The organism is Rhizobium sp. AN80A, from assembly GCF_030053015.1.
Classification (GTDB): Bacteria; Pseudomonadota; Alphaproteobacteria; order Rhizobiales; family Rhizobiaceae; genus Rhizobium; species Rhizobium metallidurans.
The window spans coordinates 2,554,817-2,580,295 of the sequence record NZ_JASJPX010000003.1 but is presented as its reverse complement, the minus strand read 5'-3'; the positions used below and the strand labels follow the sequence as shown (position 1 = coordinate 2,580,295).

Genomic DNA, 25,479 nt, shown 5'->3' with positions numbered 1-25,479 from the left:
AGGTGTCACAATAGGCCTCTATTGCGTCCTCACGCCAACAATGGTGGAGAGGGTTTTTCATGTTTAAGACTATTTCATTGGCCGCTGCCGCGGTTGCTTTGTCCGCTTCCGCGTCCTTCGCTGCAACCGAGGTCACCTGGTGGCACGCCATGGGTGGCGAACTCGGCAAGAAGCTCGAGGAAGTTGCCCAGAAGTTCAACGACAGCCAGAGCGAATACAAGATCGTTCCCGTTTACAAGGGCACCTATCCCGAGACGCTGACGGCCGCGATCGCCGCCTTCCGCGCCGGCCAGCAGCCCGCCATCGTTCAGGTCTTCGAAGTCGGCACCGGCACGATGATGGCCGCCAAGGGCGCCGTCTACCCGGTCTACCAGTTGATGAAGGACGAGGGCGAGCCCTGGGATCCGTCGAAGTTCCTGGCGCCCGTCGTCGGCTACTATTCCGATCCCGAGGGTAACATCCTGTCGATGCCGTTCAACTCGTCGACGCCGATCCTCTACTACAACAAGGACGTCTTCAAGAAGGCCGGCCTCGATCCCGAAGTCGCTCCGAAGACCTGGGCCGAGCTTGCCGAGATGAGCAAGAAGATCGTCTCCTCCGGCGCTGCCAAGTGCGGCTTCACCATGTCCTACGGCGCGACCTGGGTTGGCCTCGAAAACTACTCCGCCATCCAGAACCTGCCCTACGGCACCCAGCAGAACGGCTTCGGCGGCATGAACGCCGAGTTCACGTTCAACGGCCCGAACCAGGCCAAGTTCTGGGACAATCTGAAGACGTGGCAGGATGAAGGCGTCTACAAGTACGGCGGCCCGAGCGCCGGCGCCGACGCCGCTCCGCTCTTCTACTCGCAGCAGTGCGCGGCCTACATGAACTCGTCCGCTTCGCGCGCCGGCGTCATCAACAACGCCAAGGACTTCAAGGTCGGCTTCGCACCGCTGCCTTACGACGACGCTGTCACCAAGGATCCGAAGAACTCGATCATCGGTGGCGCCACCCTGTGGGTCCTGAATGGTCAGAAGGACAAGGCTGTCTACAAGGGCGCCGCCAAGTTCTTCACCTACCTCTCGCAGCCCGAGGTTCAGGCCGAGTGGCACCAGTTCACCGGCTACCTGCCGATCACCAATGCTGCTTATGAGCTTGGTCAGAAGCAGGGCTACTACGAAAAGAACGCCGGTTCGGACATCGCCATCAAGCAGATCATGCGCGGCACGCCTTCCGAAAACTCCAAGGGTGTTCGCTTCGGCAACCTGACGCAGATCCGCGACGTTCTCGACCAGCAGCTCGAAGCCGTTCTCAACGGCAAGAAGACCGGTCAGGAAGCGCTCGACGAAGGCGTGAAGCAGGGCAACGCCAAGCTGCGCGAATTCGAAGCCGCGAACTCCAACTAAGGGTCGCTCCCTCCGTCCGCCCTCTCCGGCCCGTCCGGGGAGGGCATTTTCCTTGAGGGGTCACGCATGCAAACCAAACGCACCGTCTTCCAAAGCCGTCTCCTGCCCTATCTCCTGATCGCGCCGCAGCTTCTCATCACGATCGTCTTCTTCGTGTGGCCGGCGGTTCAGGCCGTATGGCAGTCCTTCCTGCGCCAGGACCCCTTCGGTCTCAAGGACACCTTCGTGGGCATGGCGAACTACAGGCGTTTGCTTGGCGATCCCGATTACCTCAATTCGCTTGCCGTCACCTTCACCTTCTCGATCGGCGTCACCGTGCTGTCGATGGGGCTGTCGCTCCTCTTCGCGGTTTGCGTCAACCGGGTGATCCGTTCGCAGCGCTTCTACACGACGCTTCTGGTCTGGCCCTATGCCGTGGCGCCGGCCGCGTCCGGCCTGCTCTGGTGGTTCATGTTCAACCCCAGCGTCGGCATCATCCCCTATGTGCTCGGCTATTTCGGCTACAGCTGGAACCACCGCCTCAATCCGAACAACGCGATGGTGCTGATCATCATCGCCGCCGCGTGGAAGCAGATCTCCTACAACTTCCTGTTCTTCGTCGCCGGCCTGCAATCGGTGCCGCACTCGCTGACGGAAGCGGCCGCCATCGATGGCGCCGGCCCGATCAAGCGCTTCTGGACGATCGTCTTCCCGCTCCTGTCGCCGACCACCTTCTTCCTGGCGGTGATCAACATCACCTATGCGATGTTCGACACCTTCCCGATCATCGACGCGGCCACCGGCGGCGGTCCGTCGCAATCGACCAACATCCTGGTCTACAAGGTCTACGCCGACGGTTTCGTCGGTCTCAACCTCGGTCCGTCGGCCGCGCAGTCCGTGGTGCTCATGCTGATCGTCGTCCTTCTGACCGTCGTCCAGTTCCGCTGGATCGAACGCAAAGTGCAGTATTGAAGCGAGAGCCAGCCATGGTCGAGAACCGTCCCTTCCTCAATTTCCTCACTCACCTCGTGCTGATCCTCGGGATCGCCATGGTGGTCTTTCCCGTCTACCTCGCCTTCATTGCCTCGACGCGCGGTCCCTCGGACTTCCTGACCGGCGTGGTGCCGCTCACTCCGGGCACCCAGATGATCCAGAACTACGGCGTGCTGCTCGGTGCCGGCGCATCGAATGCCGGCGCGCCGCCCTTCCTGCTGATGCTCGGCAACAGCCTGGTCATGGCGATCCTGGTGGCGATCGGCAAGATCGCCATCTCGATCATCTCGGCCTTCGCCATCGTCTATTTCCGCTTTCCCTTCCGCGTCGTCGCCTTCTGGATCATTTTCATGACGCTGATGCTGCCGATCGAGGTGCGCATCCTGCCGACCTACAAGGTCGTCGCCGATCTCGGCCTGCTGAATTCCTATTCCGGCCTCGTCATTCCCGTCATCGCGTCCGCCACCGCGACCTTCCTGTTCCGCCAGTTCTTCCTGACCGTGCCGGAAGAGATGATGGAGGCGGCGCGCGTCGATGGCGCCGGGGCGCTGAAGTTCTTCTGGGATATCCTCCTGCCGCTGTCGCGCACCAATATCGCGGCGCTGTTCATCATCATGTTCATCTATGGCTGGAACCAGTATCTCTGGCCGATGCTGATCACCACCGAGCCCCGCTATTACACCGTCGTCATGGGCATCAAGCGCCTGGCGCGGTGCTGGAGGGCGACACCCAATGGAACCTCGTGATGGCGGGCGTCATCCTGGCGGCCCTGCCGCCGGTTCTGGTCATCATTTTCATGCAGCGCCTTTTCGTCAAAGGCCTCGTTGAGACGGAGAAGTAACAATGGCCTCGATCGACGTCGATAATGTCGGCAAGATCTACCATGGCGGCGTTCGCGCCGTTTCCGATATCCAGCTGAACATCGCCGACGGCGAGTTCATCGTGCTCGTCGGCCCGTCTGGCTGCGGCAAGTCGACCCTGCTGCGCATGATCGCCGGCCTGGAAACCATTTCCGAGGGCGAGGTGAAGATCGGCCCGCGCGTCGTCAACAACGTCGAGCCGGCTGATCGCGACATCGCCATGGTCTTCCAGAACTACGCTCTCTATCCGCATATGAGCGTGCGCCAGAACCTCGAATACGGCCTGAAGAACCGCGGCACGCCGCGGGCCGAGATCGACGCGCGCGTGGCGGAAGCCGCCCGCATGCTGGAGATCAACCAGTATCTCGAGCGCAAGCCGAAGGCGCTCTCCGGCGGCCAGCGCCAGCGCGTCGCCATGGGCCGCGCCATCGTCCGCAAGCCGGCCGTCTTCCTCTTCGACGAGCCGCTGTCCAACCTCGATGCCAAGCTGCGCGTTTCCATGCGCGGCGAGATCAAGCGCCTGCAGCGCCGCCTCGGCACCACCTCCATCTACGTCACCCACGACCAGCTGGAAGCGATGACGCTCGCCGACCGCCTGGTGGTGCTGAACGGCGGCAAGGTCGAGCAGGTCGGCTCGCCGCTCGATGTCTACCACCGCCCGGCCTCCACCTTCGTCGCCTCGTTCATCGGCTCTCCGGCCATGAACCTCCTGAAGGGCGAGCTGCACGGCGACAAGCTGGCGCTCGGGCCCAGCCTGATCGACCTTGCCGGCTCCGCTCCGACCTCGGGCGCGGTTACCGTCGGCATCCGCGCCGAGGATCTGTGCCTTGCCGGTCCCGATCAGCACGCCATGTCCGTCACCGTGGATTATGTCGAGGAACTCGGTGCGCAAAGGCTGGTCCACGGCCTGCTCGGCGATCAGCCGATCACCGCCGTGCTGGCGCCCGATATCGCCATTCCGACCGAGCTGCGCCTGACCATCGCCCCCCAGAAGCTGCACTTCTTCGCGGCCGACACCGGCAAGCGCATTTCCCTTGCCGGCGCCGATGGCGTATCCGCGCCGACGGCGGTCGTCCAGCCCGTCTGACGACGTCTAGGGCTTAGGCGAAAGAAGCATATCGCGGCATTCGTTACAACTTTAGCGAATGTCTGAACGGCTCTGTCAGGACTCTCTGCTATCCCCACCCCAGGGGATAGTGCACTCAGGGGGTTCCGGTGGCATCTTTGCATCTTATGTTCGCGAGCGCGATGGCCCTGGCCGCCCGCTCCATGCCCGATATCGTGGCATTTCCGCGCGGCAAATCCTTTGTCGCGCATTCGAGCGATCTCATCGACATGAAATCGACGCCGATCAATCCGGACTGGATCGTCGCGGGCGATCCGCGGGCGCGCACCGGCGAGCACTCGCGCGGTCACGACGATGCGGCGCTGACGGCGATCTGGGACTGCACGGCGGGTGAGTTCCGCTGGTTCTTCGGCTGGGACGAAACGGTGATGATCCTCGAGGGCGAGGTCCACATCACCGCCGACGACGGCACCGAGCGCATCCTGCGCGCCGGCGACGTCGCCTTCTTCGCCGGCGGCACCTGGGCCAGCTGGCGGGTCGACAACTACGTCCGCAAGGTCGCCTTCCTGCGCAAGCCCTTCCCGAAACCGGTGGCCTTCGCCTACCGCCTGCGCAAGCTGTTGCGTGGCAATGCACAGCAGGGCATCGCCGCCTGAGGGACTTGTCGTCCGGCGCCACAAAAGCCGTCCGTTGGCCGTTGCGTTCGCGATCTCGGCGGCCTACATCTGTCCGGCAATCGCTAAGGGACGGAAATGGCCAAGATCAAGAACGTAGCGGTCCAGATGGACCATGTCGCCTCCATCAACATCGCGGGCGACTCCACCTTTGCCATGAGCCTCGAGGCGCAGACCCGCGGCTACAAGCTTTTCCACTACACGCCCGACCGCCTGAGCTTCCTCGACGGCAAGCTCTATGCCTCGGTCGAGCCGATGACGCTGCGCGACATCAAGGGCGACCATTTCGAGCTCGGCGCGCCCGAGCGCGTCGATCTGTCGACCATGGACGTGATCCTGCTCCGCCAGGACCCGCCTTTCGACATGTCCTACATCACCTCGACCCACCTGCTCGAGCGCATCCATCCAAAGACGCTCGTCGTCAACGACCCGGCCTGGGTGCGCAATTCGCCGGAGAAGATCTTCGTCACCGAGTTCGCCGACCTGATGCCGAGGACGCTGATCACCAAGGACGCCGCCGAGATCCGCCGGTTCCGCGACGAGATGGGCGACATCATCCTGAAGCCGCTCTACGGCAATGGCGGCGCCGGCGTCTTCCATTCGACCAGGGACGACCGCAACCTCTCCTCGCTGCTCGAAATGTTCGGCCAGCTCTTCCGCGAGCCCTTCATCGCCCAGCAATATCTTCCCGACGTGCGCAAGGGCGACAAGCGCATCCTGCTCGTCGACGGCGAGCCTGTCGGTGCCATCAACCGCGTTCCGGCCGAGCACGACAGCCGCTCCAACATGCATGTCGGCGGCCGCGCGGAGGCGACCGAGCTCACCGCGCGCGAAAAGGAAATCTGCGCCCGCATCGGCCCGGCGCTGCGCGAACGCGGCTTCTTGCTTGTCGGCATCGACGTCATCGGCGACTACATGACCGAGATCAACGTCACCTCGCCGACAGGCATCCGCGAAGTCAAGAAATTCGGCGGCGCCGACATCGCCAGCCTGTTGTGGGACGCGATCGAGCGCAAGAGCGCGTAAGGCGGACGACGGTCTCGGAAGGGCGGCGCCCGTGAGGTGCCGCCGACCGCAAGCGCGGCCACAACGGCGCCGACCGTCAGCGAGGGCGCCACGTCCATGACCGTCACCAACTCTGCTGGCCGAGCTTATCCTTGAACCTTGCATTGATATGACTGTCCCGAGTGTCCAGTCACGCCTCAACGCGTCCGGCATCGATGGCCGACGCGGGCAATCGACACCGCCCCTCAAAACAACGACTGCTGCACCGGCTTCGGCGGCGCCAGTTTCACACCCTCCAGCTCCAGCATGCGGGCCTTCGACACGGATCCGCCGGGGGCCGAGAAGCCGCCGATCTTGTTGCCGGCGGCGAGAACGCGGTGGCAGGGGATGATCAGCGCGATGGGGTTCTTGGCCATCGCCTGGCCGACGTCGCGGGCGGCTTCGGGGCCGTGGCCGAGCTCTCTGGCGAGCGCGCCGTATGTCGTCGTTTCGCCCCAGCGCAGGCGGCGGGCGGCGACGTAGATGTCGCGGAAGAAATCGTCCTGGCCGACGAGATCGAGCGCGAGATCGGAGAAGTCGGTCGGCTCGCCGGCGAAGTAGCGCTTCACGGCGGCGATGGCCAGCGCGATGTCAGGCGTCGGGGATGCCGGCTCGGCATCGGGGACACGGCGGAGCAGCAGGCGTTCGGTGGCGTCCGCGCCTGAGGTCGGCAACTGGAAGCGGGTGATGCCGATGGCGTTCCAGGCGATGCCGCAGAAGCCGCCCGCGGTTTCGAAGATGGCGTAATGCTGTGCCTGCTGGGCCATGGGTCTCGCCTCCCGATATCGAAGCTTGTCGGCCATAAGATCGGCCTCACCCGAAAATCGTGCCTGCCGGCCAGGAATTCAACCCGTTTCTTGCGCTGTCGTTTCCTGTGGGCTCGTTTCCGGCGCAGTCGCAGCCAGCAAGCCGTCAGCCGCGCGCCTGCCGGGGCTCGGCCTCGTCCTGCGGCGGCTTTGCGAGATCCGGGCGCAATTTGGCGAAGACGGCGTCGAAGCCGGCGGCGATCTTTTGCGGCTCGTAGCGGCGTGCGGCCTCGAGCGCGGCGCGCGACAGCGCCGGAATGGTCTCAGGCCTTGCCGCCATGGAGGCGATCTCTGCGGCCAGCGCCTTGTCGTCGCCGGGATCGAACAGATAGCCGTCCTTGCCGGGATCAATGGACTCGGGGATGCCACCGGAGCGGGCGCCGATGACGGGAACGCCTTGCGCGAAGGCCTCGATCACCACGCGGCCGAAGGGTTCGCGGAAGAGCGAGGGCACCACCAGCACGTCGATCTGGGGGAAGAAATCCTCGGGCTTGGTCCAGCCGAGAAACTTCGTATTCTCGCCGGGAAATTTCTGCGGCAACGACTTCGAGTAATCGCTCTTGGCGCTGCCGGCGATGACGAAGCGGACGTTCTGGTCGTTGACCAGCCGGTGGGCGGCGCGGGCGAGCGTATCGAGGCCCTTGACCGGATCATGCACGCCGATGAAGCCGAAGCGCATCGGTCCCTCGGGCGCCTTGCGCGGCTCGCCGCGGGCGATCGGCGGAACGGCGCCGGGCACGCGGTGGGTGCTGGCGTTGGGGAAATAATCATGCTCGGTGTGGCGGCCGATGATGAAATCGGTCTCGCCGATCACGGCATCGACATAGCGCGAGAAGAATTTCTTGCCATAGGAAGAGACCTGGCAGGAGGAACAGGCACGCACGCAATTGTCGTCGCCGCGCCGCATGCTGGCCTTCCAGCAGAGGAGAAAGGCGCTGCGCAGGATATGGCAGACCGGCACGCCTGAACGCTTGGCCGCCGCCCAGGTGGCGACGTTGATGTTTTCGATGCTGTCGGTCAGCACGATATCCGGCTTGAAGCGGCGGATTTCGCGGCGCATGACGAGGTAGGCGCGCGGATTGAAATTCTCCAGCGCGTGCCAGATCAGCTTCTTCCAGCCCGGCCGCGGAAGCCGGTAATTCCAGTCGATGTTCAGCGTCTTCAGGCGGCGCACGGGCACGCCGTCATAGATCTCGCGCCGGTCCTCGCCAGAGACGTTGACGACTTCGAGGTCGTGGCCAGCCGCGATCAGGAGCTTGGCGACCATCATCGCCGAAATCGGGCCGCCGCCATCGATAAAGGGCGGAAAGGCCGCGCAGGCCATCAGGATACGCATGAACAGACTCCCGGCACAGATATCGCGCGTTCTTCTTCTGCTCTTGATTTCCCCGATTCACCTGCAACCATCGCCGCATTGCCTGGATAGACAGAGGCGGGGCGGATACTCCGGTGGTTGGTCGTGCACGAACAGAACACGCAATCGTCCTTCGATTTCGCAAACCGCAGGATGCACCGGCAATCGTCAAGATTTGGCAAAGACAACCTGTTTTTCGCGATCCTGCCGGATCCCGATGCGTGCCAGGCCTGCCTTGAGATACAGGCGCGCCTGCAGAGGGAGCATGGCGGGCTGCTTTCTCCCCTCTCGCCCGAGCGGCTGCACGTTTCGCTCTATGGCGTCGCCAGCGCCGCGAAGATCAAGGACGAGATGATCTTCGCGGCTTGCCAGGCAGCGTCGGCGGTCAATGCCTGCCGGTTCGACCTCAGCTTCGATCATGTCGCGACGTTCAGAACCGCGTCGCGCAACGCCATCGTGCTCTCGGGCAATGGCGGGCGGGAACTGCTGCGGCAGTTGCATATCCGGATCGGGATCGAGATGAACGCGATTGGCTGCGACCCATATGTGAAAGCCGATTTCCAACCGCATGCGACGCTGTTTTATGCCGATGAGACGGTGGCTAAGACCGTGCTTGCCGCGCCGGTCGTCATGCCCGCGCGGGAGTTCGTACTCTTGCACAAGCGGCGGGGTGAGCCGACCTACGAGCCTGTCGCGAGTTGGCCGCTTCGCGAACGCGGCTGACCGCTTGCCTCACGCATCGGAACGCGCTTAAAGCTGCTGCAGCAATGACAGCAGCAGCGGAGACAAAGATGGATAGGTCCGAGATCATCATTTCAGGCGATACGGCGGGAATGGAGTGGCGGCTGCCGGTGCTGCGCTTCAAGGGTAGCGACCCGAAGGCGCCGAAGATCCATATCCAGGCGGCGCTGCATGCCAACGAGCTGCCGGGCACGGCGCTGGTGCATTTCCTCTGCGAAAAGCTGCGCGCGGCCGAAAGCGCCGGCGAAATCCGAAGCGACATCACGATCATCCCGCATGCCAATCCCATCGGCGCCGCGCAATCGCATTTCGGCGAGCTGCAGGGCCGGTTCGATCTCAGCACGCGCACCAATTTCAACCGCGAGTTCCCGCTGATCTCGGTCAAGGATCGCGACGGGCTGGTGGCCGAGCTTGATCGCTACAACGCCGTCGACCGGCTGAAGCGGCAGCTGATGCACATGGCGCTCGAAGCGGACCTGGTGATCGACCTGCATTGCGACGATGAATCGCTGCAATATGCCTATATCGACGAGGCCTTCTGGCCGGAGGCGGCCGATCTTGCCGCGGCACTCGACATGGAAGCGGTGCTTTTGTCGGATGGCGAAAGCTCCGCCTTCGAGGAGGCGATCGGCTATGCCTGGAAGCACGAGACGCAAGAGAAGAAGACGCGGTTGCCGGGCAAGCTCTCGGTCACCGTCGAGCTTCGCGGCATGCGCGACGTCTATCCCGAGATGGCGAGGAAGGATGCCGAGGGGCTGTTCAACTTCCTCGCCGCGCGCGGCGCCATCGCCCGTCAAGTCACGCTTGCGCCCTTCACCGGCCCTGCCGTGCCGCTCGACAATATCGAGATGATCCGCGCGCCCGAGGCCGGCACCGTGCTCTTCCATCGAAACATCGGCGAGGAGATCAAGGAAGGCGAGCTGCTCGCGACCATTCTCACCCGGCCCGGCATGGCCGATGGCGCGATCGAGGTGCGCGCGCCGCAGGCGGGGCTTATCGTCACCCGCACCTCGTCGCGGCTGGTGCGCCGACGCGCCGACCTGATGAAGATCGCCTGCGGAGCGGCCAGCAAGGTCGTGCGCAAGCCCGGCGCGCTGGAAAACTGATTGGGAAGAACCGAATGACCGTCACCATCTATGGCATCAAGAATTGCGACACGATGAAGAAGGCCCGCACCTGGCTGGAAGAGCACGACGTCGGCTATGATTTCCACGACTACAAGGCGTCGGGCATCGACCGGGCGCATCTGGAAAAGTGGACGCAGGAAGCGGGCTGGGAAACGGTGCTCAACCGCGCCGGCACGACCTTCCGCAAGCTGCCGGATGACGCCCGCGAAAACCTCGATCGCGAGAAGGCGATCGCGCTGATGCTGGAGCAGCCGTCGATGATCAAGCGGCCGGTTGTCGAGGCCGACGGCAAGCTTCTGGTCGGCTTCAAGCCGGAGATTTATGGCGGGTTCTTCAAGGGCTGATCAAATGTCGAAGACGACGCGGGCGACACAGGTTCTGGAAAAGGCCAAGGTGGCCTTCACCGTCCACACCTATGAGTACGACCCGAACGCCGAGCGCATCGGGCTGCAGGCGGCCGAAGCGCTCGGCGAGGAGCCGCACCGCGTGCTGAAGACGCTGATGGCCGAGGTGGACGGCAAAGCAGTCTGCGTCGTCGTCCCCTCCGACCGCGAGGTCAGCATGAAAAAGCTCGCCGCCGCCTTCAAGAGCAAGTCGGCGAACATGATGAAGCCGGCGGATGCCGAGCGGCTGACCGGCTACCACGTTGGCGGCATCAGCCCGTTTGGCCAGAAGAAGCTCGTGCCAACGGCAATCGAGGAAGCGGCCATGAGCGAAGCCCTCGTCTATATCAATGGTGGGCAGCGCGGATTGCAGGTCAGGCTGGCACCGAAGGATGCGCTCGACGTGTTGAAGGCGACGGCGGCTGCGCTCGTCGCCTGATTGTCTTCCAGCTTCAATTTCGCCGCAAAGGGGTCTAAATCTCTAGCCCTGTCCGTTCGTTTCAGAAGGTGATCGATCATGAATTACATGCCGCAGGGCGATAACGCCGTGGACCCCATCAAGCTCGACAAGCTCGCCGAAGTCGCCGTCAAGGTCGGGCTGCAGCTGCAGAGCGGCCAGGATCTCGTGATCACCGCGCCGGTCGTCGCGCTGCCGCTCGTACGCCAGATCACCAAGCATGCCTATATGGCCGGGGCCGGCCTGGTCAGCGCCTTTTATGCCGACGAGGAATCGACGCTGGCGCGCTATCAATATGCCAATGACGCGAGCTTCGACCGGGCGTCCGGCTGGCTCTACGAGGGCATGGCGAAGGCCTATGCGAACGGGGCGGCGCGGCTCGCGGTTGCCGGTGACAATCCGATGATGCTCTCCGAGCAGGACCCCGCCAAGGTCGGCCGTGCCAACCGGGCGATGTCGACGGCCTACAAGCCGGCGCTCGAGAAGATCTCCAATTTCGACATCAACTGGAACATCGTCTCCTATCCGAACCCGGCCTGGGCAAAGCTGGTGTTCCCCAATGATCCCGAGCCGATCGCGGTCGCCAGGCTCGCCAAGGCGATTTTCGCCGCCTCGCGCGTCGATGTCGAGGACCCCATCGCCGCCTGGGCGGAGCATAACGCCAACCTCGCGAAGCGCTCGAGCTGGCTGAACGGCGAGCGTTTCGCCGCCCTGCATTTCACCGGCCCGGGCACGGATCTGACGGTCGGGCTTGCCGATGGCCACGAGTGGCACGGCGGCGCCTCGACCGCCAAGAACGGCATTACCTGCAACCCGAACATCCCGACGGAAGAAGTGTTCACGACGCCGCATGCGCTGCGCGTCGAGGGTTACGTGTCGAGCACCAAGCCTTTGTCGCACCAGGGCACGCTGATCGATAATATCCGCGTCAAGTTCGAGGGCGGCCGGATCGTCGAGGCGAAGGCGTCGCGCGGCGAAGAGGTGCTGAACAAGGTGCTCGATACGGACGAAGGCGCGCGCCGGCTCGGCGAAGTGGCGCTGGTGCCGCATTCCTCGCCGATTTCCGCCAGCGGCATCCTGTTCTACAACACGCTGTTCGATGAAAATGCCTCGTGCCACATCGCGCTCGGCCAGTGCTATTCCAAGTGCTTCCTCGATGGCGCCAAGCTCAGCCAGGACCAGATCAAGGCGCAGGGCGGCAATTCCAGCCTGATCCACATCGACTGGATGATCGGCTCCGGCCAGGTCGATATCGACGGTATCAGGGCCGACGGATCGAAGGTTCCCGTCATGCGGCAGGGCGAGTGGGCGTAACGGCCGGCTCGGTCACCGGCTCGACGCTGACCTTAACGTCCAATCTGGCGGGCATCGAGACCCGCTGACTGAACCAGACGCTCGCCAGCACCATTGCGAAGCCGCAAAGCTGGGCGGGCGTCAGCACCTGGCCAAGCGCCAGCCAGCCGAGAAGCGTGGCGACGACGGGGCTGAGGAAGCCCAGCGAGGACGCGGCGGAAGGCTCGATGCGGGCGAGACCGCGAAACCACAGCATGTAGGTGAAGGCGGCGCCGATCAGGCCGAGCCACAGGAATGCGAGCAGGCTTTCAAGCGTCGGCGGCGGCAGTGCCGGCTCGGCGATCAGCGCCACCGGCACCAGCAGCAGGCCACCCGCCGTCAACTGCCAGGCGGTGAAGGTGAGGCTGGAGACATCAGGCGTCCAGCGGCGCGTGAGCACCGTGCCGAAGGCCATGGAGACGGCGCCGGCAAGGCCGGCGATCACGCCTGTCGGATCGAGCGCCGCGCCCGGCGTCAGCACCAGCAGCCCCACACCCGCCATGCCGAAAAGGCCGGCCAAAACCGCCAGCGCCTTGATCGGCCGGCCGAGCACGAAGCGCGAGAGCACGATCACGATCAGCGGCTGGATGGCGCCGACCGTCGCGGCGACGCCGCCGGGCAGCCGGTAGGCCGAAACGAAGAGCATCGTCCAGAAGAACGAGAAGTTCAGCGCGCCGAGCACGAGAGCGCGAAACCACCAGATACCCTCGGGCAGCCTGCGAACCACCATGAGCAGCAAAAGCCCCGCCGGCAGCGCCCGCAGCATGGCTGTCGTCAGCGGATAGCCCTGCGGAAGATAGGACGTCGTGACCACATAGGTGCTGCCCCATATGGCGGGCGCGAGCGCGGTTGCCAGCACGTCGGCGGCGTAGGTCGTATTTTTCTTCACATCAAGTATCTCTACCTCAAGATAAATCGACCCTATGCCGATTTATCTTGACGTCAAGACACATCGCGATAGAGCTCATTCAACAAGGAGTGAACAGATGGACCGCGTCGACAGGATACTGCAGCAATGGGCCCGCGAGCGGCCGGAGCTCGAGACCCGGTCGATGGGACTGCTCGGACGCATGAAGCGGCTGGCGACGCATGTCGGGCGCGAGGTCGAACAGGTGCTGCAGAGCCACGGCCTGTCGTCATCGGCCTTCGACGTGCTGGCGACGCTGCGCCGCTCCGGCGCGCCTTACCGGATGTCGCCGGGCGACCTGCTCGAGATGACGATGGTGAGCTCCGGCACGATGACCAACCGCATCGACCAGCTGGAGAAGTCCGGGCTGGTGGAGCGCGTGATCAATCCGCACGACCGGCGCAGCGTCCTGATCGCGCTGACCGACAAGGGGCTCGGCATCATCGACGAGGCGGTTCTCGCGCATGTCGCCAACCAAAAGCGGCTGACCGAAACGCTCGATGACGACGAGAAGGCGGCGCTCGACGCGCTGCTTCGGAAGTTTCTGGCGGCGTTCGAATAGAGCGACGCCGCCGGCCGTGAATTTACCTGTAGTAGATGACGTGGGCGCCGTTCAGCGCCCGCTGCACCTGGATGACATTCTTCAGTGCGATGCCGCGATCGGCGATCGCCTGCATCAGGCGCTTGTCGGCGCTGACGGTTGCCTGCGCCTCGCGAATGCCTGAGGGCATGGGGTGGCGCAGCGACAGCGGCAGCGGCTGGTCGCGCTGCGAGGCCGACGTGATGCGGATGGCCGTGACGCCGTCATTGTAGGCCTTGCCGAAGACGAACTCCGACACCTTCGACTGGCCCGCCATCACGGGCGCGGCGGGCAAGAAAGCGGAAAGCGCGCCGGCAACGGCGCCGACCATAAGCAGAGCGGGCAAAATTCTTTTCAACGCATTGTCTCCACGTCGCATCATCAAAGCGGCGCAAAACGCCGCCCTTTCAATCCACATAGGCGTCCTGCAAGATTTTTTAAACGCCCGGATGCGCGTGCCGCACCACTATTTGGTGATCGCCCGATGCCACGCATCACGCCGATGACGTCAGAACAGGCTGCCCTGTTTCGGCGGCACCGTCGGGTCGGCTGTCTTGGAGGCGGCCGGCCTGGGCTCGGTTGCTTTCGGCTCCGCCGATCTGGCGCCGCGCTTGCGGGCGCCTGCCGGCGGTTCGCCGCCCTCGGTGGTAATGGCACCGATGCGGCCGTCGGAAAACTCGATCGAGATGCCCGATCCCGCCGACAACATCGCCGCCTCGGAGACCGGGCGGTTGTCCTCGTCGCGAATGACGGCATAGCCGCGTTTCAGCACGTTCTTGTAGGAGAGCGATTGCAGCATGCGCTCCTGCGCGGAGAGTTCGCCGCGCGCCCGCACCAGCTGGTGGCGCACCGCCGTGTCGGCGCTGCGCGACAGGTTGGCGAGGCGGTCGCGCATGCGCGATGTCTGGCTCTTCAGCCGGGATGGCAGCGCCGCCAGTGCCGCGTCGGCGCGGCCGATGCGCGATTTCGAGCGGTCGATCAGCCGCTCGACGGTGCGCTCGGCCCGCGTCATGCGCTCGTAAAGCATCTGGCGGCGCTCGGCGATCCGGTTCGACAGCATGTCGGGGCGCAGATGCGCCGCCGTGCGCTCGAAGCTGCGGCGCTTGTTCAGTGTATTGAGCTCGAGCCCGCGACCGAGGCCGGATGCTGCCTCATCGAAGCGGCGACGCGGCAGCGCCAGAAGCTGGTCGAGCGAGGGCAGCGCCCGCACCAGCGCCCGCACCTGCTGCCGGCGCTGGTCCATCTGCCGCAGCGTGCTGCCCTGCAGCCTGGCCGAAAGACCCGAGAGCTGCGCCTGAAGCTCGGCCTTGACCGGCACGGCCATTTCGGCGGCCCCCGTCGGTGTCGGCGCGCGAACGTCGGCGGCGTAGTCGATCAGCGTCCAGTCGGTCTCGTGGCCGACGGCGGAGATCAGCGGTATCCGGCTTTCGGCGGCGGCACGCACCACGATCTCGTCGTTGAAGCTCCAGAGATCCTCGAGGCTGCCGCCGCCGCGCGCGACGATCAGGACATCGGGACGCGGTGTCGGTCCATGCGGCTCGAAGGCGTTGAAGCCGCGAATGGCGTTCGCCACCTCCTCGCCCGAGCCCTCGCCCTGCACCTTCACCGGCCAGACGACGACATGCACGGGGAAGCGATCGGAGATGCGGTGGAGGATGTCGCGGATGACGGCGCCGGTGGGCGAGGTCACGACGCCGATAACGCGGGGCATGAAGGGCAGCGGCCGCTTGCGGGCGGGATCGAACAGACCCTCGGCGCCGAGCTTGCGCTTGCGCTCCTCGATCAGCGCCATCAGCGCGCCGGCGCCGGCCGGCTCCAGCGTCTCGATGACGATCTGGTATTTGGAGGAGCCCGGAAAGGTGGTGATCTTGCCCGTGGCGATCACTTCCATCCCCTCTTCGGGGCGGACCTTCAGGCGCGAAAAGCTCGTCTTCCAGACCACCGCGTCGATGCGGGCGCGGTCATCCTTCAGCGAGAAATAGGCGTGTCCCGACGAGTGTGGGCCGCGATAGCCGGAGATCTCGCCACGCACGCGTACCTGGTCGAAGGCCGTCTCGACGGTCCGCTTGATCGAACCCGACAGTTCCGACACCGAATATTCGGTGAGATTGCTCGGCGAATCATTGTCGAAGAAGCTGCTCATGGCGCAGTTCTAGCCGAAGAACCGCGTGAGCGCAGCCCCGTGAGCGGGGAGGTTTTTCGCGGCTTCGGCAATGTCCATCACTCCGCTCGGCGAAAACAATCATTCCGTTTCAATGACTTGATGAGAGAACAAGGCCACACCGCGCGTCGAAGCGGCTTTCGATTTTCCCCGTTTTGCCTGAGGGCGCCATGATTGCACGAGCAACCAAGGAGCTTCCCATGTCCGATCGCTTTGCCTCCCACACCCCCTCGCTGACAGGCCCGGCCAGCACGGGCTTCGCCATCACGCCCGACGACACGCTGGCGCTGCCGGAAACCACGCGCGCGCTTTATGTCGGCTTGGGCGGCAGCCTTGCGGTGGAGATGGCATCCGGCGCGGTTCTGACGTTCCAGGGCGTGGCCGACGGCGCGCTTTTGCCGTTGCGGGTGGCGCGGGTGCGCGCATCCGGCACCACGGCCAGCGGTCTCATCGGACTTGTCTGAGCGCAAAATATTCGGAACCGCGAATATTGCCGAAGCGTTAATTGTCCGTCAAAAGCAGCGGACGTATAGTGAGGTGATTCGGGAGACGCTGATGATTGCTCTGATCGCAACGGCACTTGGCATCGCGACAGCTCCGATGCGCAATATCTTTTCCATGGTTCTCGTGGGCTTGCTCATCTGCGCAAGCTATATCTGCGCCGCGCTTCTCGGGCCGACCGACATCATCGATCTCGCGGTCGCCATCGTCTTCTACAATATCAGCCTGCTCGCCTGCCTCCTCGGCCTGCACCTGATCGGGCGTGCCCGCAAGAGAGCGCGCCTCGTCTAGCAGTCTGCCATCCACCGCCCGTCATCGCGATCCGCTCGGCACATAGGTGAAGAACTGCACCGGCGAGCCCTCGGGCCTTGGCAGCGCCAGCAGGTAGGGCGGGACGTTGCCCTTTTCCAGCTGGGCGTAGAGGCCATCCGGCTTCATCCTGGCGATCTCGCGGGTCTGCGGGTAATCACGGCAGAAGGCGAGGGTGGTGACACCGGCGCCGCGGATGAAGGCTTCCGCCTCCGTCGGCGTCGCCAGCCCGATATGCAGCTCCGTCAGCATGCCGCCCTGATTGCGATGATAGGGGGCCGACAGGATACGGTTGCGGGTGAAGCGCAGGATCCACACGCCCATATCCGATGGCGCGGCGACGAGGCCGGGCGGCAGGTAGGCCAGCGGCGCGATCGCCTCGGCCGAGTTGCAGCTGGGCTTCTCCTTCGCCGCGGCCAGTTCGGCCTGGCTGTTGTCGACCCGGCTGCTGATAAAGCCGCCGACCAGACCCCAGACGGATGCGACGCTGAGGAGCACGGTCAGGATATAGCCCAGCGCGGCGGCGCTGTTTTGCCTGTTGGCATTGGAGACGCGGCGCATGTCGATGATCAGCATCGCGAGAGGGAAGATGGCGAGCTGATTGGAGAAGCTCGAGCCCCGGATCTGAACGACCGCGATGGCCCAGCTGAGGCCGAGCAGGCACAGCAGGATGAGATGGATGCGCACGCGATCGGCATGGAAGAGCCGGAAGATGCAGACGGCGATGCCGAACAGGCCCGTCGCATAGAAGAAGCCGATCGTATAGGGGTCCTGGCGCATGGAGCCGATGAAGGACTGCGCCTCCTGGATATTGTTGAGCCAGAGATCGATCAGCATCGGGTCGAGATCGGACAACGGGTTGCGCAGGCACTGCGGCGCGATCACCAGCGCCGATGCCGCCACGGTCGCGCCGACGCCGCCAAGCACGACGAAACGCATCACGCGGCCCATACCGCTCGCCAACGCGGCGGCGAACAGCAATAGGCCGCCGCCGATCGCCGCCAGGCTGTAATAGCCGAGCGAAAGGTTGTCGCAGGTCACGGTCGAATAGAGCCTCGGCGGCACCGTGCCGAAGAACATCAGGCTGATCGACAGCGCCAATGTCAGGCCGAAGGCCTTGGCGGCCGAGGCGAAGGGCTTGCCGTCCCAGGCCCATGCAAGCGAGACGATGAGGCAGACGCCGGCGACGAAGGGCGTGGTCTCGGCCCCGATCGCAATCGCCAGCGCCGCCGAAAATCCTGCGATCGCGTAGCTGACAGGCCGGTGCCTTTCGTCGAGAAGCATGGCCGTCATGATCGCCACGAGGGCGAACTGGACGTTGTGATGATCGATGGAGCCCGGCAGGAAGCGATTGCTGGCGACCAGCAGGAAGGCGGTGAGAGCCAGCGCGATATGCATGCCGAACACGCCACCGACACGCCGGCCGGCAAGGCCCATGCCCCATAGGCTGGGAACGAGAATCGAGAGCGGCCAGACGAACAGCGCCGCGGCCTCGGCGCGCTGCGCCGGCAGGACATATCCGAAGAGCTTGATCAGCGTGGCGATCGGCAGGTCTATCAGCCGCGACCAGTGCATCAGCGTGCCGTTGCCGAGACCCATGCGGTACTGCATGAGGTCGAACCAGCTTTGCCCGTTCAGGAAATCGCGAACCTGGACCAGCCGCATGGCGTCGTCGTTGTCGGCGCCGACATAGTCCTTGGCGTTGGGAAGATGGAGCGCCAGGATGGCGATCACCAGCAGCGCGCCATAGGCGAAAACGCAGGGCCAGAGGCGCGTCGCCTGCCGTTGCAGCCTTTCGCGCAGGGATATGGATGTCGGTTCGCCAGTCATCGGGGCAACGGTCGCCATGAAGCATATCTCGTCATTGCATGCGGCGAGACTTTACGGTCAGCCTATCAAGAAAGCGTAAAATCAAGGAACTTGAGGTTTCGCGGCCGGCGCTCGAACAACGCCGCCCGCTCCTCATAGGCACTTGTTAACGGCCCTGCTTTAGACTTGCCGCAAATTCCTCCTGACGGGTGTGATCATGACTGGATCGCGTATCGACAATCTGAGCGTCGCCGTGCTGCTTCCCTGCTTTAACGAGGCGGCGACGATCGGGGCTGTCGTGCGCGGCTTCAAGGCGGCGCTGCCGGATGCGGCTGTTCATGTCTACGACAACAACTCCACCGACGGCACGGCGCTGCGCGCGATGCTGGCGGGCGCCCATGTCGTCCGCGAGCGACGCCAGGGCAAGGGCCATGTGGTGCGCCGCATGTTCGCCGATATCGACGCCGACATCTACATCATGGCCGACGGCGACGGCACCTATTCGCCCGAGGACGCCGAGGAGCTGATCCGCACGCTGCTGTCGGAACGCGCCGACATGGTTGTCGGCACGCGCCGCGGCGTGCACGACGACGCCGGCCGCCACGGCCACGCCTTCGGCAACCGCATCTTCAACATCCTGTACCGCACCATCTTCGGGCCCGACTTCACCGATATCTTCTCCGGCTACCGGGTGTTTTCGCGGCGTTTCGTGAAAAGCTTCCCGGCGGTCTCCGCCGGCTTCGAGATCGAGACGGAGATGTCGGTTCACGCCTCGCGGCTGAAGCTGCCGGTGAGCGAGCTGGAGCTCGACTACGGCCGCCGGCCCGAGGGCTCGCACTCCAAGCTATCGACCTTCAAGGACGGCGCCAAGATCCTCTGGATGTTCGCCATGCTGATGAAGGAAACCCGCCCCTTCGCCTTCTTCGGCATCCTGAGCGCCCTGTTCATGACGGCGAGCCTTGGCTTCATGACGCCGGTTCTCGCCGAGTATTTCCAGACCGGCCTCGTCAACCGCATGCCCACCTGGGTTCTGTCGATGGCGCTGATGATGATCTCGTTCATGATGTTTACCGCCGGCGTGATCCTCGATTCGGTCGCCCGCTCGCGCGCAGAGCAGATGCGCGTGCAGTATATGAGCCTCGATGCATCACACCTCCTGGGCAACGGCTTTGCCTCCGAGCTCGAAGAGATCGACATTCGCAGGCAGCCCTCTCAGGCAGGTGCCGCGTGAAGAAACTGCTGCGCTTCGGCATCGCCGGCGGGCTGGGCTTCATCGTCGACGCCGGTGTGCTCATGCTTCTGTTGCACACAACGCCGATCGGACCCTTCATCGGCCGTCTAATCGCCATCGCGCTTGCCATGGCGACGACCTTTGTCTTCAATCGGACCTTCACATTCGAGCGCTCCGGAGATTCTGCTGGCTGCCGAAGGGTTTCGCTACGGCTCGGTCGGGATCACGGCCGCACTGGTCAATTACGGGCTCTACTCAGCGCTGCTTCTTTCCATGCCCGACCTGCAGCCGCTGGCGGCGATGGTGTTCGCCACCGCCGCGGCAACTGTCTTCAGCTTCTTCGGCTACTCGCGCTTCGTCTTCCGCGAGAAATAATCAAACCGTCTCCCACCCGTCCTTCTCGCTGGCGCGATAGATGGCGTCGATGAATTTCTGGCTGAGCCTGGAGCTTTCCAGCGACACGATCTCCTGCTCTTCGCCCCTTGCTGCGCGCGCGAAAGCTTCGGCCTCGCGCTTGTACTGGCGGCTGTCGGGGAAGCGGAAGGTGGTGGATTCGTTGTGGCTGCGGTTGCTGAGCTCGATCTCTTCGGCGCCCCAGCGATCGGCGTTGAAAGGCGATTTCACCTCGATGAAACCTTCCGTGCCGTGGAACACCATGACCTGGCGGTTGGCCATCTGCGTGGAGATGTAGAAGCTGAGCTCGAAGCCGCCGAAGTCCGCCTTGACGCTGGAATAGATATCGGTGCCGAAATCCGGATCGCGGCGGGTGACGGCCTGGACGCGGCGCGGCTCCTCGCCGGTGACGAAGCGGGTGGTGATGGTCGGATAGACGCCGATATCGGGCAGCGCGCCGCCGCCGAGTTCAGGAATGTTGCGCATGTTGCCGGGGTCGCGGTTGAAATAGGTGAACGCGCCCTGCACATGCACAAGCGTGCCGATGGCGCCGTCGCGGATCAGCTGGCGCACCTTCAGCCAGACCGGCGCGTAGGTGACCATATAGGCCTCCGTCACCAGCACCTTGTTGCGGTCGCGCGCCGCGATCAGGCTGTCGATCTCGTCTGATTTCAGCGCGATAGGCTTTTCGCAGAGCACATGCTTGCCGGCATCCGCCGCCTTGATCGTCCACTCGACATGCTGGGCCGTCGGCAGCGGGATGTAGACGGCGTCGATCAGGTCGGAAGCCAGCATCTCCTCGTAGGAGCCGAAGGCATGCGGCACCGAGAAGCGGTCGGCCATCTCCCTCGCTCTCGCCAGATCACGGCTGGCAATTGCCGTGACGACGCAGTTTTCCGCATCCTGGATGGCCGGAACCACAAGCTCGCGGCCGATCTTGGCGGTCGACATGATACCGAAGCGCAGCATGGTCATTTCCTCTCCCACATTGAATTTTGAGGCGAGCTTAGAGACGCCCGGTCCGGCGGTGCAATGCCCCGATCACAATTCACGGCGCTGGTCACGGCGCTGGTTTTCATCGGTCCCATCGCGCACTAGGTTAGATCACAGCGGCGTCCTGCCGCGGTCCGAATTTCAATGGATTGAAGATCTCAGGAGCATCTGATGGAATTGCGTCGCCTTGGAAAAACCGGCCTTTCGGTCGCGCCGATCGTGTTCGGCGGCAATGTGTTCGGCTGGACGGCTGACGAGAAGACCTCGTTTGATATTCTCGACGCCTTCTTCGACGCCGGCTTCAACACCATCGATACCGCCGACGTCTATTCGGCCTGGGTGCCCGGCAACAAGGGCGGCGATAGCGAGGAGATTATCGGCAAGTGGCTGAAGCAGAACAAGGTCGCCCGCGACAAGGCCGTGATCATCACCAAGGTCGGCTCCGAGATGGGCCCGGGCAAGAAGGGGCTGAAGGAGCAGTATATCCTTGAGGCAGTCGAAGCCTCGCTAAAGCGGCTGCAGACCGATTATATCGACCTCTACCTCTCGCACTGGCCGGATGCCGAGACGCCCTATGAGGAAACGCTCGGCGCCTTCGCCAAGCTGAAGCAGCAGGGTAAGATCCGCGCAATCGGCTGCTCCAACCTCGACGCCACGCAGCTGCAATCCTCCTTCGACGCCGCCGAGAAGGCCGGCCTGCCGCGCTACGACGTGATCCAGCCTGAGTACAACCTCTATGACCGCGCCCCCTTCGAGGGACCGCTCGCCGATCTCTGCGTGAAAGAGGATATCGGCGTCATCACCTATTTCAGCCTGGCGGCCGGCTTCCTGTCGGGCAAATACCGCAGCAAGGCCGACACAGAAGGCAAGGCGCGCGGCGGCAAGGCGGCCGGCTATCTCGACGACAAGGGCCTGAAGATCCTCGCCGCCCTCGACACGGTCGCCGCCGAGACCGGCGCCAAGCCGGCCGAGATCGCGCTCGCCTGGCTCCTGCGCAAGAAGGGCGTCACCGCGCCGATCGCCAGCGCCACCAGCCTGTCGCAGCTCGACAGCCTGATGAAATCGGCCACGCTTTCGCTGAGCGACGAGGCGATGGCGCTGCTGGACAAGGCGGGCGGCTGAGAGGCAGGCAGGCGACAGTCAGACGCCCGCCTCATGCAACCTGTCCAGTGACTTGAGCCGGACAGCAGTGGGCCCGTCCCGAGCATCCATGCACGCCGCAACGAGTTCGACGTGCATGGATGGCCCGCGCAACCACGGGCTCCCCACATCGCCCGGCCGCCGAAAACACCCCGCGATCCTCCTTCTCCCCACCTTTGTTCCACCGATGCAACCCGCTGCAACCGCGCCACAGCGCTGGCGCGCAGTTGTTCATTTATTGTTCTTGTTTCATTCCGATTTCTATGCCAGATTGCAATCCGCGACCATGATGGGTCGCGATTTCAGGTGCAAGGGGTTGCGCCACAGGGGATCTGGGCCGAGGGGTTGGGCATGGTGGCACGCGTCAGCACGGTTGCATTCCAGGGCATAGAAGGGGTTCCGGTCGAGGTCCAGGTCATGGTCGCGCCCGGCAAGCTGATCACCCAGATCGTCGGCCTTCCCGACAAGGCGGTGGCCGAAAGCCGCGAGCGGGTGCATGCGGCGCTGCATGCCTCCGGTCTGGCGCTCCCCGCCAAACGCGTCACCGTCAATCTCGCGCCCGCCGATCTTCCGAAGGAGGGCAGTCACTTCGATTTGCCCATCGCGCTCGGACTGATGGCGGCGCTCGGTGCCATTCCGGCCGATGCGCTCTCGGGCTATGTCGTCATCGGCGAACTCAATCTCGATGGTACGATCGCCGCCGTCACCGGCGCGCTGCCGGCCGCGATCGGCGCCAATGCCATGGGCAAGGGCCTGATCTGCCCGGCCGAGAGCGGCCCCGAGGCCGCCTGGGCCGGTGCCGGGCTCGATATCCTGGCGCCGCGCAGCCTGATCGCGCTGGCCAACCATTTTCGCGGCACCCAGGTGCTCTCGCGCCCCGAGCCGTCGATCCGCGCCACCGCCGCCAATCTTCCCGATCTCGCCGATATCAAGGGCCAGGAGAGCGCCAAGCGGGCGCTGGAGGTGGCGGCCGCAGGCGGCCATAATCTCCTGATGGTCGGTCCGCCCGGTTCCGGCAAGTCGATGCTCGCCGCCCGCCTGCCGTCGATCCTGCCGCCGCTTTCGGCCGCCGAATTGCTGGAGGTGTCGATGATCCACTCGATCGCCGGCCAACTCTCGGGCGGCAAGCTCTCCGACCGCCGGCCGTTTCGCACGCCGCATCATTCCGCCACCATGGCCGCCCTTGTCGGCGGCGGTTTTCGTGCCCGCCCGGGCGAGGCCTCGCTCGCCCATCACGGGGTGCTCTTTCTCGACGAGTTTCCCGAATTCTCGCCGCAGGCGCTCGATGCGCTGCGCCAGCCGCTGGAAACCGGCGAATGCATCATCGCCCGCGCCAATCACCGTGTCAGCTATCCCGCCACCATCCAGCTGGTGGCGGCGATGAACCCCTGCCGCTGCGGCATGGCGGGTGAGCCCGGTCATAGCTGCGCTCGCGGCCCGCGCTGCATGGCCGACTACCAGGCCCGCATCTCCGGCCCGTTGATGGACCGCATCGATATCAGGATCGACGTGCCCGCCGTCTCCGCCTTCGACCTGATCCGTCCGGCGCCCGCCGAAAGGAGCGCCGACGTCGCCCGCCGCGTCGCCCGCGCCCGTGACCTGCAGCGAGACCGCTTCCGCATCGCCGGCCTCGGCGAGACCGGCACCAACGCCCGCTGCTCCACCGCGATGATCGAGACCTACGCCGCTCCCGATGCATCCGGCCTGCAATTGCTGCGCGACGCCGCCGAAAAGATGAAATTCTCCGCCCGCGGCTACCACCGCGTCCTCAAGGTCGCGCGCACGCTCGCCGATCTCGACGGCGAGGAGATGGTCGGCCGCATCCACTTGGCCGAGGCGATCTCCTACCGCATGGCGGGCGAGCGGCTGACGGCGGTGGCGTGAACGGGCAGGGGTAAGGCTGGGGGGGAGACAGAGAGGTTTGATCTGCGGGTCTTTGAGCGCCGCGCCATTCTCCGCCCTCATTCTCGCCCTTGTGGCGGGAATCCAGCCGGCGCGCGTCCGCGCGGCGAAGAGAGGCTTTTTGCGATCAAGGACTTGATCGCGCTGGACCCCTGTGACGGGCACAGGGGTGAGGGAGCCTTTGTAGGCCCGCGTGCTGACCACCTCTGAAGCAAGGGCGCCCCGGGCCGGTTTCCCGGCGCATCCCAAGCAGTCTAAGGGCGCCGAAGCGCCCTCCCTGATGTCGAACTAAGCTGATCCTCAGCCGCCGAGGCCCTCGAACAGCGCCGTCGAGAGGTAGCGTTCGGCAAACGACGGGATGATCACCACGATGGTCTTGCCGGCGTTTTCCTCGCGGGAGCCGATCTTGATCGCCGCTGCCAGTGCAGCACCCGAGGAGATCCCGACCGGCACGCCTTCGAGGCGGGCGACGTGGCGGGCGGTTTCGAGCGCGGTGGCGCTGTTGATGGTGACGACCTCGTCATAGATGTGGGTGTCGAGGATCGCGGGCGCGAAGCCGGCGCCGATGCCCTGGATCTTGTGCGGTCCCGGCACGCCGCCTGAGAGAACCGGCGATTCCTCCGGCTCGACGGCGATCACCTTGATCTCCGGCTTCTTCGACTTCAGCACCTGGCCGGCGCCGGTGATCGTGCCGCCGGTGCCGATGCCCGATACCAGGATATCGACGGTGCCATCGGTGTCGTTCCAGATCTCCTCGGCCGTCGTCTTGCGATGGATCTCGGGGTTGGCGGGGTTTTCGAACTGCTGCGGGATGATCGCGTCCGGCAGTGTCGCGGCCAGTTCCTCGGCCTTGGCGATCGCGCCCCTCATGCCCTTCGCGCCCTCGGTCAGCACCAGCTCGGCGCCGAGCAGCGCCAGCATCTTGCGGCGCTCGACCGACATCGTCTCCGGCATGGTGAGGATCAGCTTGTAGCCCTTGGCGGCGGCGGCGAATGCCAGCGCGATGCCGGTGTTGCCGGAGGTCGGCTCGACCAGCGTCGTCTTGCCGGGCGAAATCTTGCCTTGCGCTTCCAAGGATCTCGATCATCGCCACGCCGATGCGGTCCTTGACCGAGGCGATCGGGTTGAAGAATTCCAGCTTGGCCAGAAGGTTGGCCTTCACGCCCTTTTCCTTGGCGAGCTTGTCCAGTCGAACGATCGGGGTGTCGCCGATCGTGTCCGTGATCGAGGAGTAGATGCGGCCGCGGCCCGGTTTCTTCGACATGATAAGGCTCCCTTGATGAAATATCCTTTGAGAATAGGGTCTAAGCCGCCGCTCGACCAGAGTAGCTTCACCCGCCATGTCGGTG

23 protein-coding genes and 3 pseudogenes are annotated in these 25,479 nt (G+C 64.5%); 18 read left to right on the top strand and 8 right to left on the bottom strand.

The window, feature by feature from the left end:
* The first annotated feature begins 59 nt into the window (after nt 1-59).
* The 6 genes and pseudogenes from ugpB to gshB all read left to right on the top strand — a co-directional run bounded on the left by ugpB (nt 60) and on the right by gshB (nt 5,986).
* Nucleotides 60-1,388: a sn-glycerol-3-phosphate ABC transporter substrate-binding protein UgpB gene (gene ugpB, locus P3R82_RS24405; protein ID WP_283195660.1), complete on the top strand. Its 1,329-nt coding sequence runs from the start codon at nt 60-62 to the stop codon at nt 1,386-1,388.
* 66 nt (nt 1,389-1,454) lie between these two features.
* Complete coding sequence (gene ugpA, locus P3R82_RS24400) at nt 1,455-2,339, top strand: sn-glycerol-3-phosphate ABC transporter permease UgpA (protein WP_183902505.1); 885 nt, start codon at nt 1,455-1,457, stop codon at nt 2,337-2,339.
* A gap of 14 nt (nt 2,340-2,353) precedes the next feature.
* A pseudogene (gene ugpE, locus P3R82_RS24395) lies at nt 2,354-3,201 on the top strand (sn-glycerol-3-phosphate ABC transporter permease UgpE).
* 2 nt (nt 3,202-3,203) lie between these two features.
* Nucleotides 3,204-4,307, top strand: a complete 1,104-nt coding sequence (locus tag P3R82_RS24390) for a sn-glycerol-3-phosphate import ATP-binding protein UgpC (RefSeq protein ID WP_283195659.1) — start codon at nt 3,204-3,206, stop codon at nt 4,305-4,307.
* 146 nt (nt 4,308-4,453) lie between these two features.
* Nucleotides 4,454-4,942 (top strand): cupin domain-containing protein, encoded by a 489-nt coding sequence (locus P3R82_RS24385; RefSeq protein WP_283196416.1) that lies wholly within the window; start codon nt 4,454-4,456, stop codon nt 4,940-4,942.
* A gap of 96 nt (nt 4,943-5,038) precedes the next feature.
* On the top strand, nt 5,039-5,986 hold the full coding sequence (gene gshB, locus P3R82_RS24380) for a glutathione synthase (protein ID WP_283195658.1): 948 nt from the start codon (nt 5,039-5,041) through the stop codon (nt 5,984-5,986).
* A 224-nt stretch (nt 5,987-6,210) separates the two neighbouring features.
* On the opposite strand, the gene P3R82_RS24375 is transcribed toward gshB, so the two are convergent.
* Complete coding sequence (locus tag P3R82_RS24375) at nt 6,211-6,771, bottom strand: methylated-DNA--[protein]-cysteine S-methyltransferase (protein ID WP_283195657.1); 561 nt, start codon at nt 6,769-6,771, stop codon at nt 6,211-6,213.
* Between the two features lie 145 nt (nt 6,772-6,916).
* Nucleotides 6,917-8,146 (bottom strand): glycosyltransferase, encoded by a 1,230-nt coding sequence (locus tag P3R82_RS24370; RefSeq protein WP_283195656.1) that lies wholly within the window; start codon nt 8,144-8,146, stop codon nt 6,917-6,919.
* A 123-nt stretch (nt 8,147-8,269) separates the two neighbouring features.
* On the opposite strand from P3R82_RS24370, the gene P3R82_RS24365 reads away from it, so the two are divergent.
* The 5 genes from P3R82_RS24365 (at nt 8,270) to P3R82_RS24345 (ending at nt 12,186) form a co-directional block, all read left to right on the top strand.
* Nucleotides 8,270-8,887: a 2'-5' RNA ligase family protein gene (locus tag P3R82_RS24365; protein ID WP_283195655.1), complete on the top strand. Its 618-nt coding sequence runs from the start codon at nt 8,270-8,272 to the stop codon at nt 8,885-8,887.
* 44 nt (nt 8,888-8,931) lie between these two features.
* On the top strand, nt 8,932-10,011 hold the full coding sequence (locus P3R82_RS24360) for a succinylglutamate desuccinylase/aspartoacylase family protein (RefSeq protein WP_349294079.1): 1,080 nt from the start codon (nt 8,932-8,934) through the stop codon (nt 10,009-10,011).
* 14 nt (nt 10,012-10,025) lie between these two features.
* Nucleotides 10,026-10,376, top strand: coding sequence for an ArsC family reductase (locus tag P3R82_RS24355; protein ID WP_283195653.1), 351 nt, complete (start codon nt 10,026-10,028; stop codon nt 10,374-10,376).
* A 4-nt stretch (nt 10,377-10,380) separates the two neighbouring features.
* Nucleotides 10,381-10,854, top strand: coding sequence for a Cys-tRNA(Pro) deacylase (gene ybaK, locus P3R82_RS24350; protein WP_283195652.1), 474 nt, complete (start codon nt 10,381-10,383; stop codon nt 10,852-10,854).
* A gap of 78 nt (nt 10,855-10,932) precedes the next feature.
* A complete protein-coding gene (locus P3R82_RS24345; RefSeq protein WP_283195651.1) occupies nt 10,933-12,186 on the top strand; it encodes an aminopeptidase in 1,254 nt (417 codons plus the stop codon).
* Here the strand turns inward: P3R82_RS24345 and P3R82_RS24340 are convergent.
* The gene (locus P3R82_RS24340; RefSeq protein ID WP_283195650.1) at nt 12,161-13,093 is read right to left on the bottom strand and encodes an EamA family transporter; all 933 of its coding nucleotides are present in this window, start codon (nt 13,091-13,093) and stop codon (nt 12,161-12,163) included. The two genes, P3R82_RS24345 and P3R82_RS24340, sit on opposite strands and share 26 nt — an antisense overlap.
* A gap of 97 nt (nt 13,094-13,190) precedes the next feature.
* Between P3R82_RS24340 and P3R82_RS24335 the strand changes: the two genes are divergently transcribed.
* Nucleotides 13,191-13,673 carry a MarR family transcriptional regulator gene (locus P3R82_RS24335; RefSeq protein WP_283195649.1) on the top strand — a complete coding sequence of 161 codons (483 nt, stop codon included), beginning with the start codon at nt 13,191-13,193 and terminating at the stop codon, nt 13,671-13,673.
* A gap of 22 nt (nt 13,674-13,695) precedes the next feature.
* Here the strand turns inward: P3R82_RS24335 and P3R82_RS24330 are convergent, their stop codons facing one another.
* Nucleotides 13,696-14,049, bottom strand: a complete 354-nt coding sequence (locus P3R82_RS24330; RefSeq protein WP_183902493.1) for a hypothetical protein — start codon at nt 14,047-14,049, stop codon at nt 13,696-13,698.
* A gap of 150 nt (nt 14,050-14,199) precedes the next feature.
* Nucleotides 14,200-15,834 (bottom strand): exodeoxyribonuclease VII large subunit, encoded by a 1,635-nt coding sequence (xseA, locus tag P3R82_RS24325; RefSeq protein ID WP_283195648.1) that lies wholly within the window; start codon nt 15,832-15,834, stop codon nt 14,200-14,202.
* A 218-nt stretch (nt 15,835-16,052) separates the two neighbouring features.
* Between xseA and P3R82_RS24320 the strand changes: the two genes are divergently transcribed.
* A complete protein-coding gene (locus P3R82_RS24320) occupies nt 16,053-16,316 on the top strand; it encodes a hypothetical protein (RefSeq protein ID WP_283195647.1) in 264 nt (87 codons plus the stop codon).
* A 91-nt stretch (nt 16,317-16,407) separates the two neighbouring features.
* The gene (locus tag P3R82_RS24315) at nt 16,408-16,644 is read left to right on the top strand and encodes a hypothetical protein (protein ID WP_283195646.1); all 237 of its coding nucleotides are present in this window, start codon (nt 16,408-16,410) and stop codon (nt 16,642-16,644) included.
* 21 nt (nt 16,645-16,665) lie between these two features.
* On the opposite strand, the gene P3R82_RS24310 is transcribed toward P3R82_RS24315, so the two are convergent.
* Nucleotides 16,666-18,492 carry a hypothetical protein gene (locus tag P3R82_RS24310; protein WP_283196415.1) on the bottom strand — a complete coding sequence of 609 codons (1,827 nt, stop codon included), beginning with the start codon at nt 18,490-18,492 and terminating at the stop codon, nt 16,666-16,668.
* Nucleotides 18,493-18,688: 196 nt separating this feature from the next.
* Between P3R82_RS24310 and P3R82_RS24305 the strand changes: the two genes are divergently transcribed.
* Both P3R82_RS24305 and P3R82_RS24300 read left to right on the top strand, forming a co-directional pair.
* Nucleotides 18,689-19,702 carry a glycosyltransferase gene (locus P3R82_RS24305; RefSeq protein WP_283195645.1) on the top strand — a complete coding sequence of 338 codons (1,014 nt, stop codon included), beginning with the start codon at nt 18,689-18,691 and terminating at the stop codon, nt 19,700-19,702.
* Nucleotides 19,699-20,077 (top strand): annotated as a pseudogene (locus tag P3R82_RS24300) (GtrA family protein). The gene P3R82_RS24305 and the pseudogene P3R82_RS24300 overlap by 4 nt, the downstream one beginning before the upstream one ends.
* On the opposite strand, the gene P3R82_RS24295 reads toward P3R82_RS24300, so the two are convergent.
* Entirely contained in the window at nt 20,078-21,064 is a 987-nt protein-coding gene (locus tag P3R82_RS24295; protein ID WP_283195644.1) for a Gfo/Idh/MocA family oxidoreductase, read from the bottom strand.
* A 195-nt stretch (nt 21,065-21,259) separates the two neighbouring features.
* Here P3R82_RS24295 and P3R82_RS24290 point away from each other — a divergent pair, with 195 nt between their 5' ends.
* Both P3R82_RS24290 and P3R82_RS24285 read left to right on the top strand, forming a co-directional pair.
* Complete coding sequence (locus P3R82_RS24290) at nt 21,260-22,210, top strand: aldo/keto reductase (protein ID WP_283195643.1); 951 nt, start codon at nt 21,260-21,262, stop codon at nt 22,208-22,210.
* A gap of 369 nt (nt 22,211-22,579) precedes the next feature.
* Complete coding sequence (locus tag P3R82_RS24285) at nt 22,580-24,112, top strand: YifB family Mg chelatase-like AAA ATPase (RefSeq protein ID WP_283195642.1); 1,533 nt, start codon at nt 22,580-22,582, stop codon at nt 24,110-24,112.
* Nucleotides 24,113-24,430: 318 nt separating this feature from the next.
* On the opposite strand, the pseudogene cysK reads toward P3R82_RS24285, so the two are convergent.
* Nucleotides 24,431-25,394, bottom strand: a pseudogene (gene cysK / locus P3R82_RS24280) (cysteine synthase A).
* Nucleotides 25,395-25,479 lie beyond the last annotated feature (85 nt).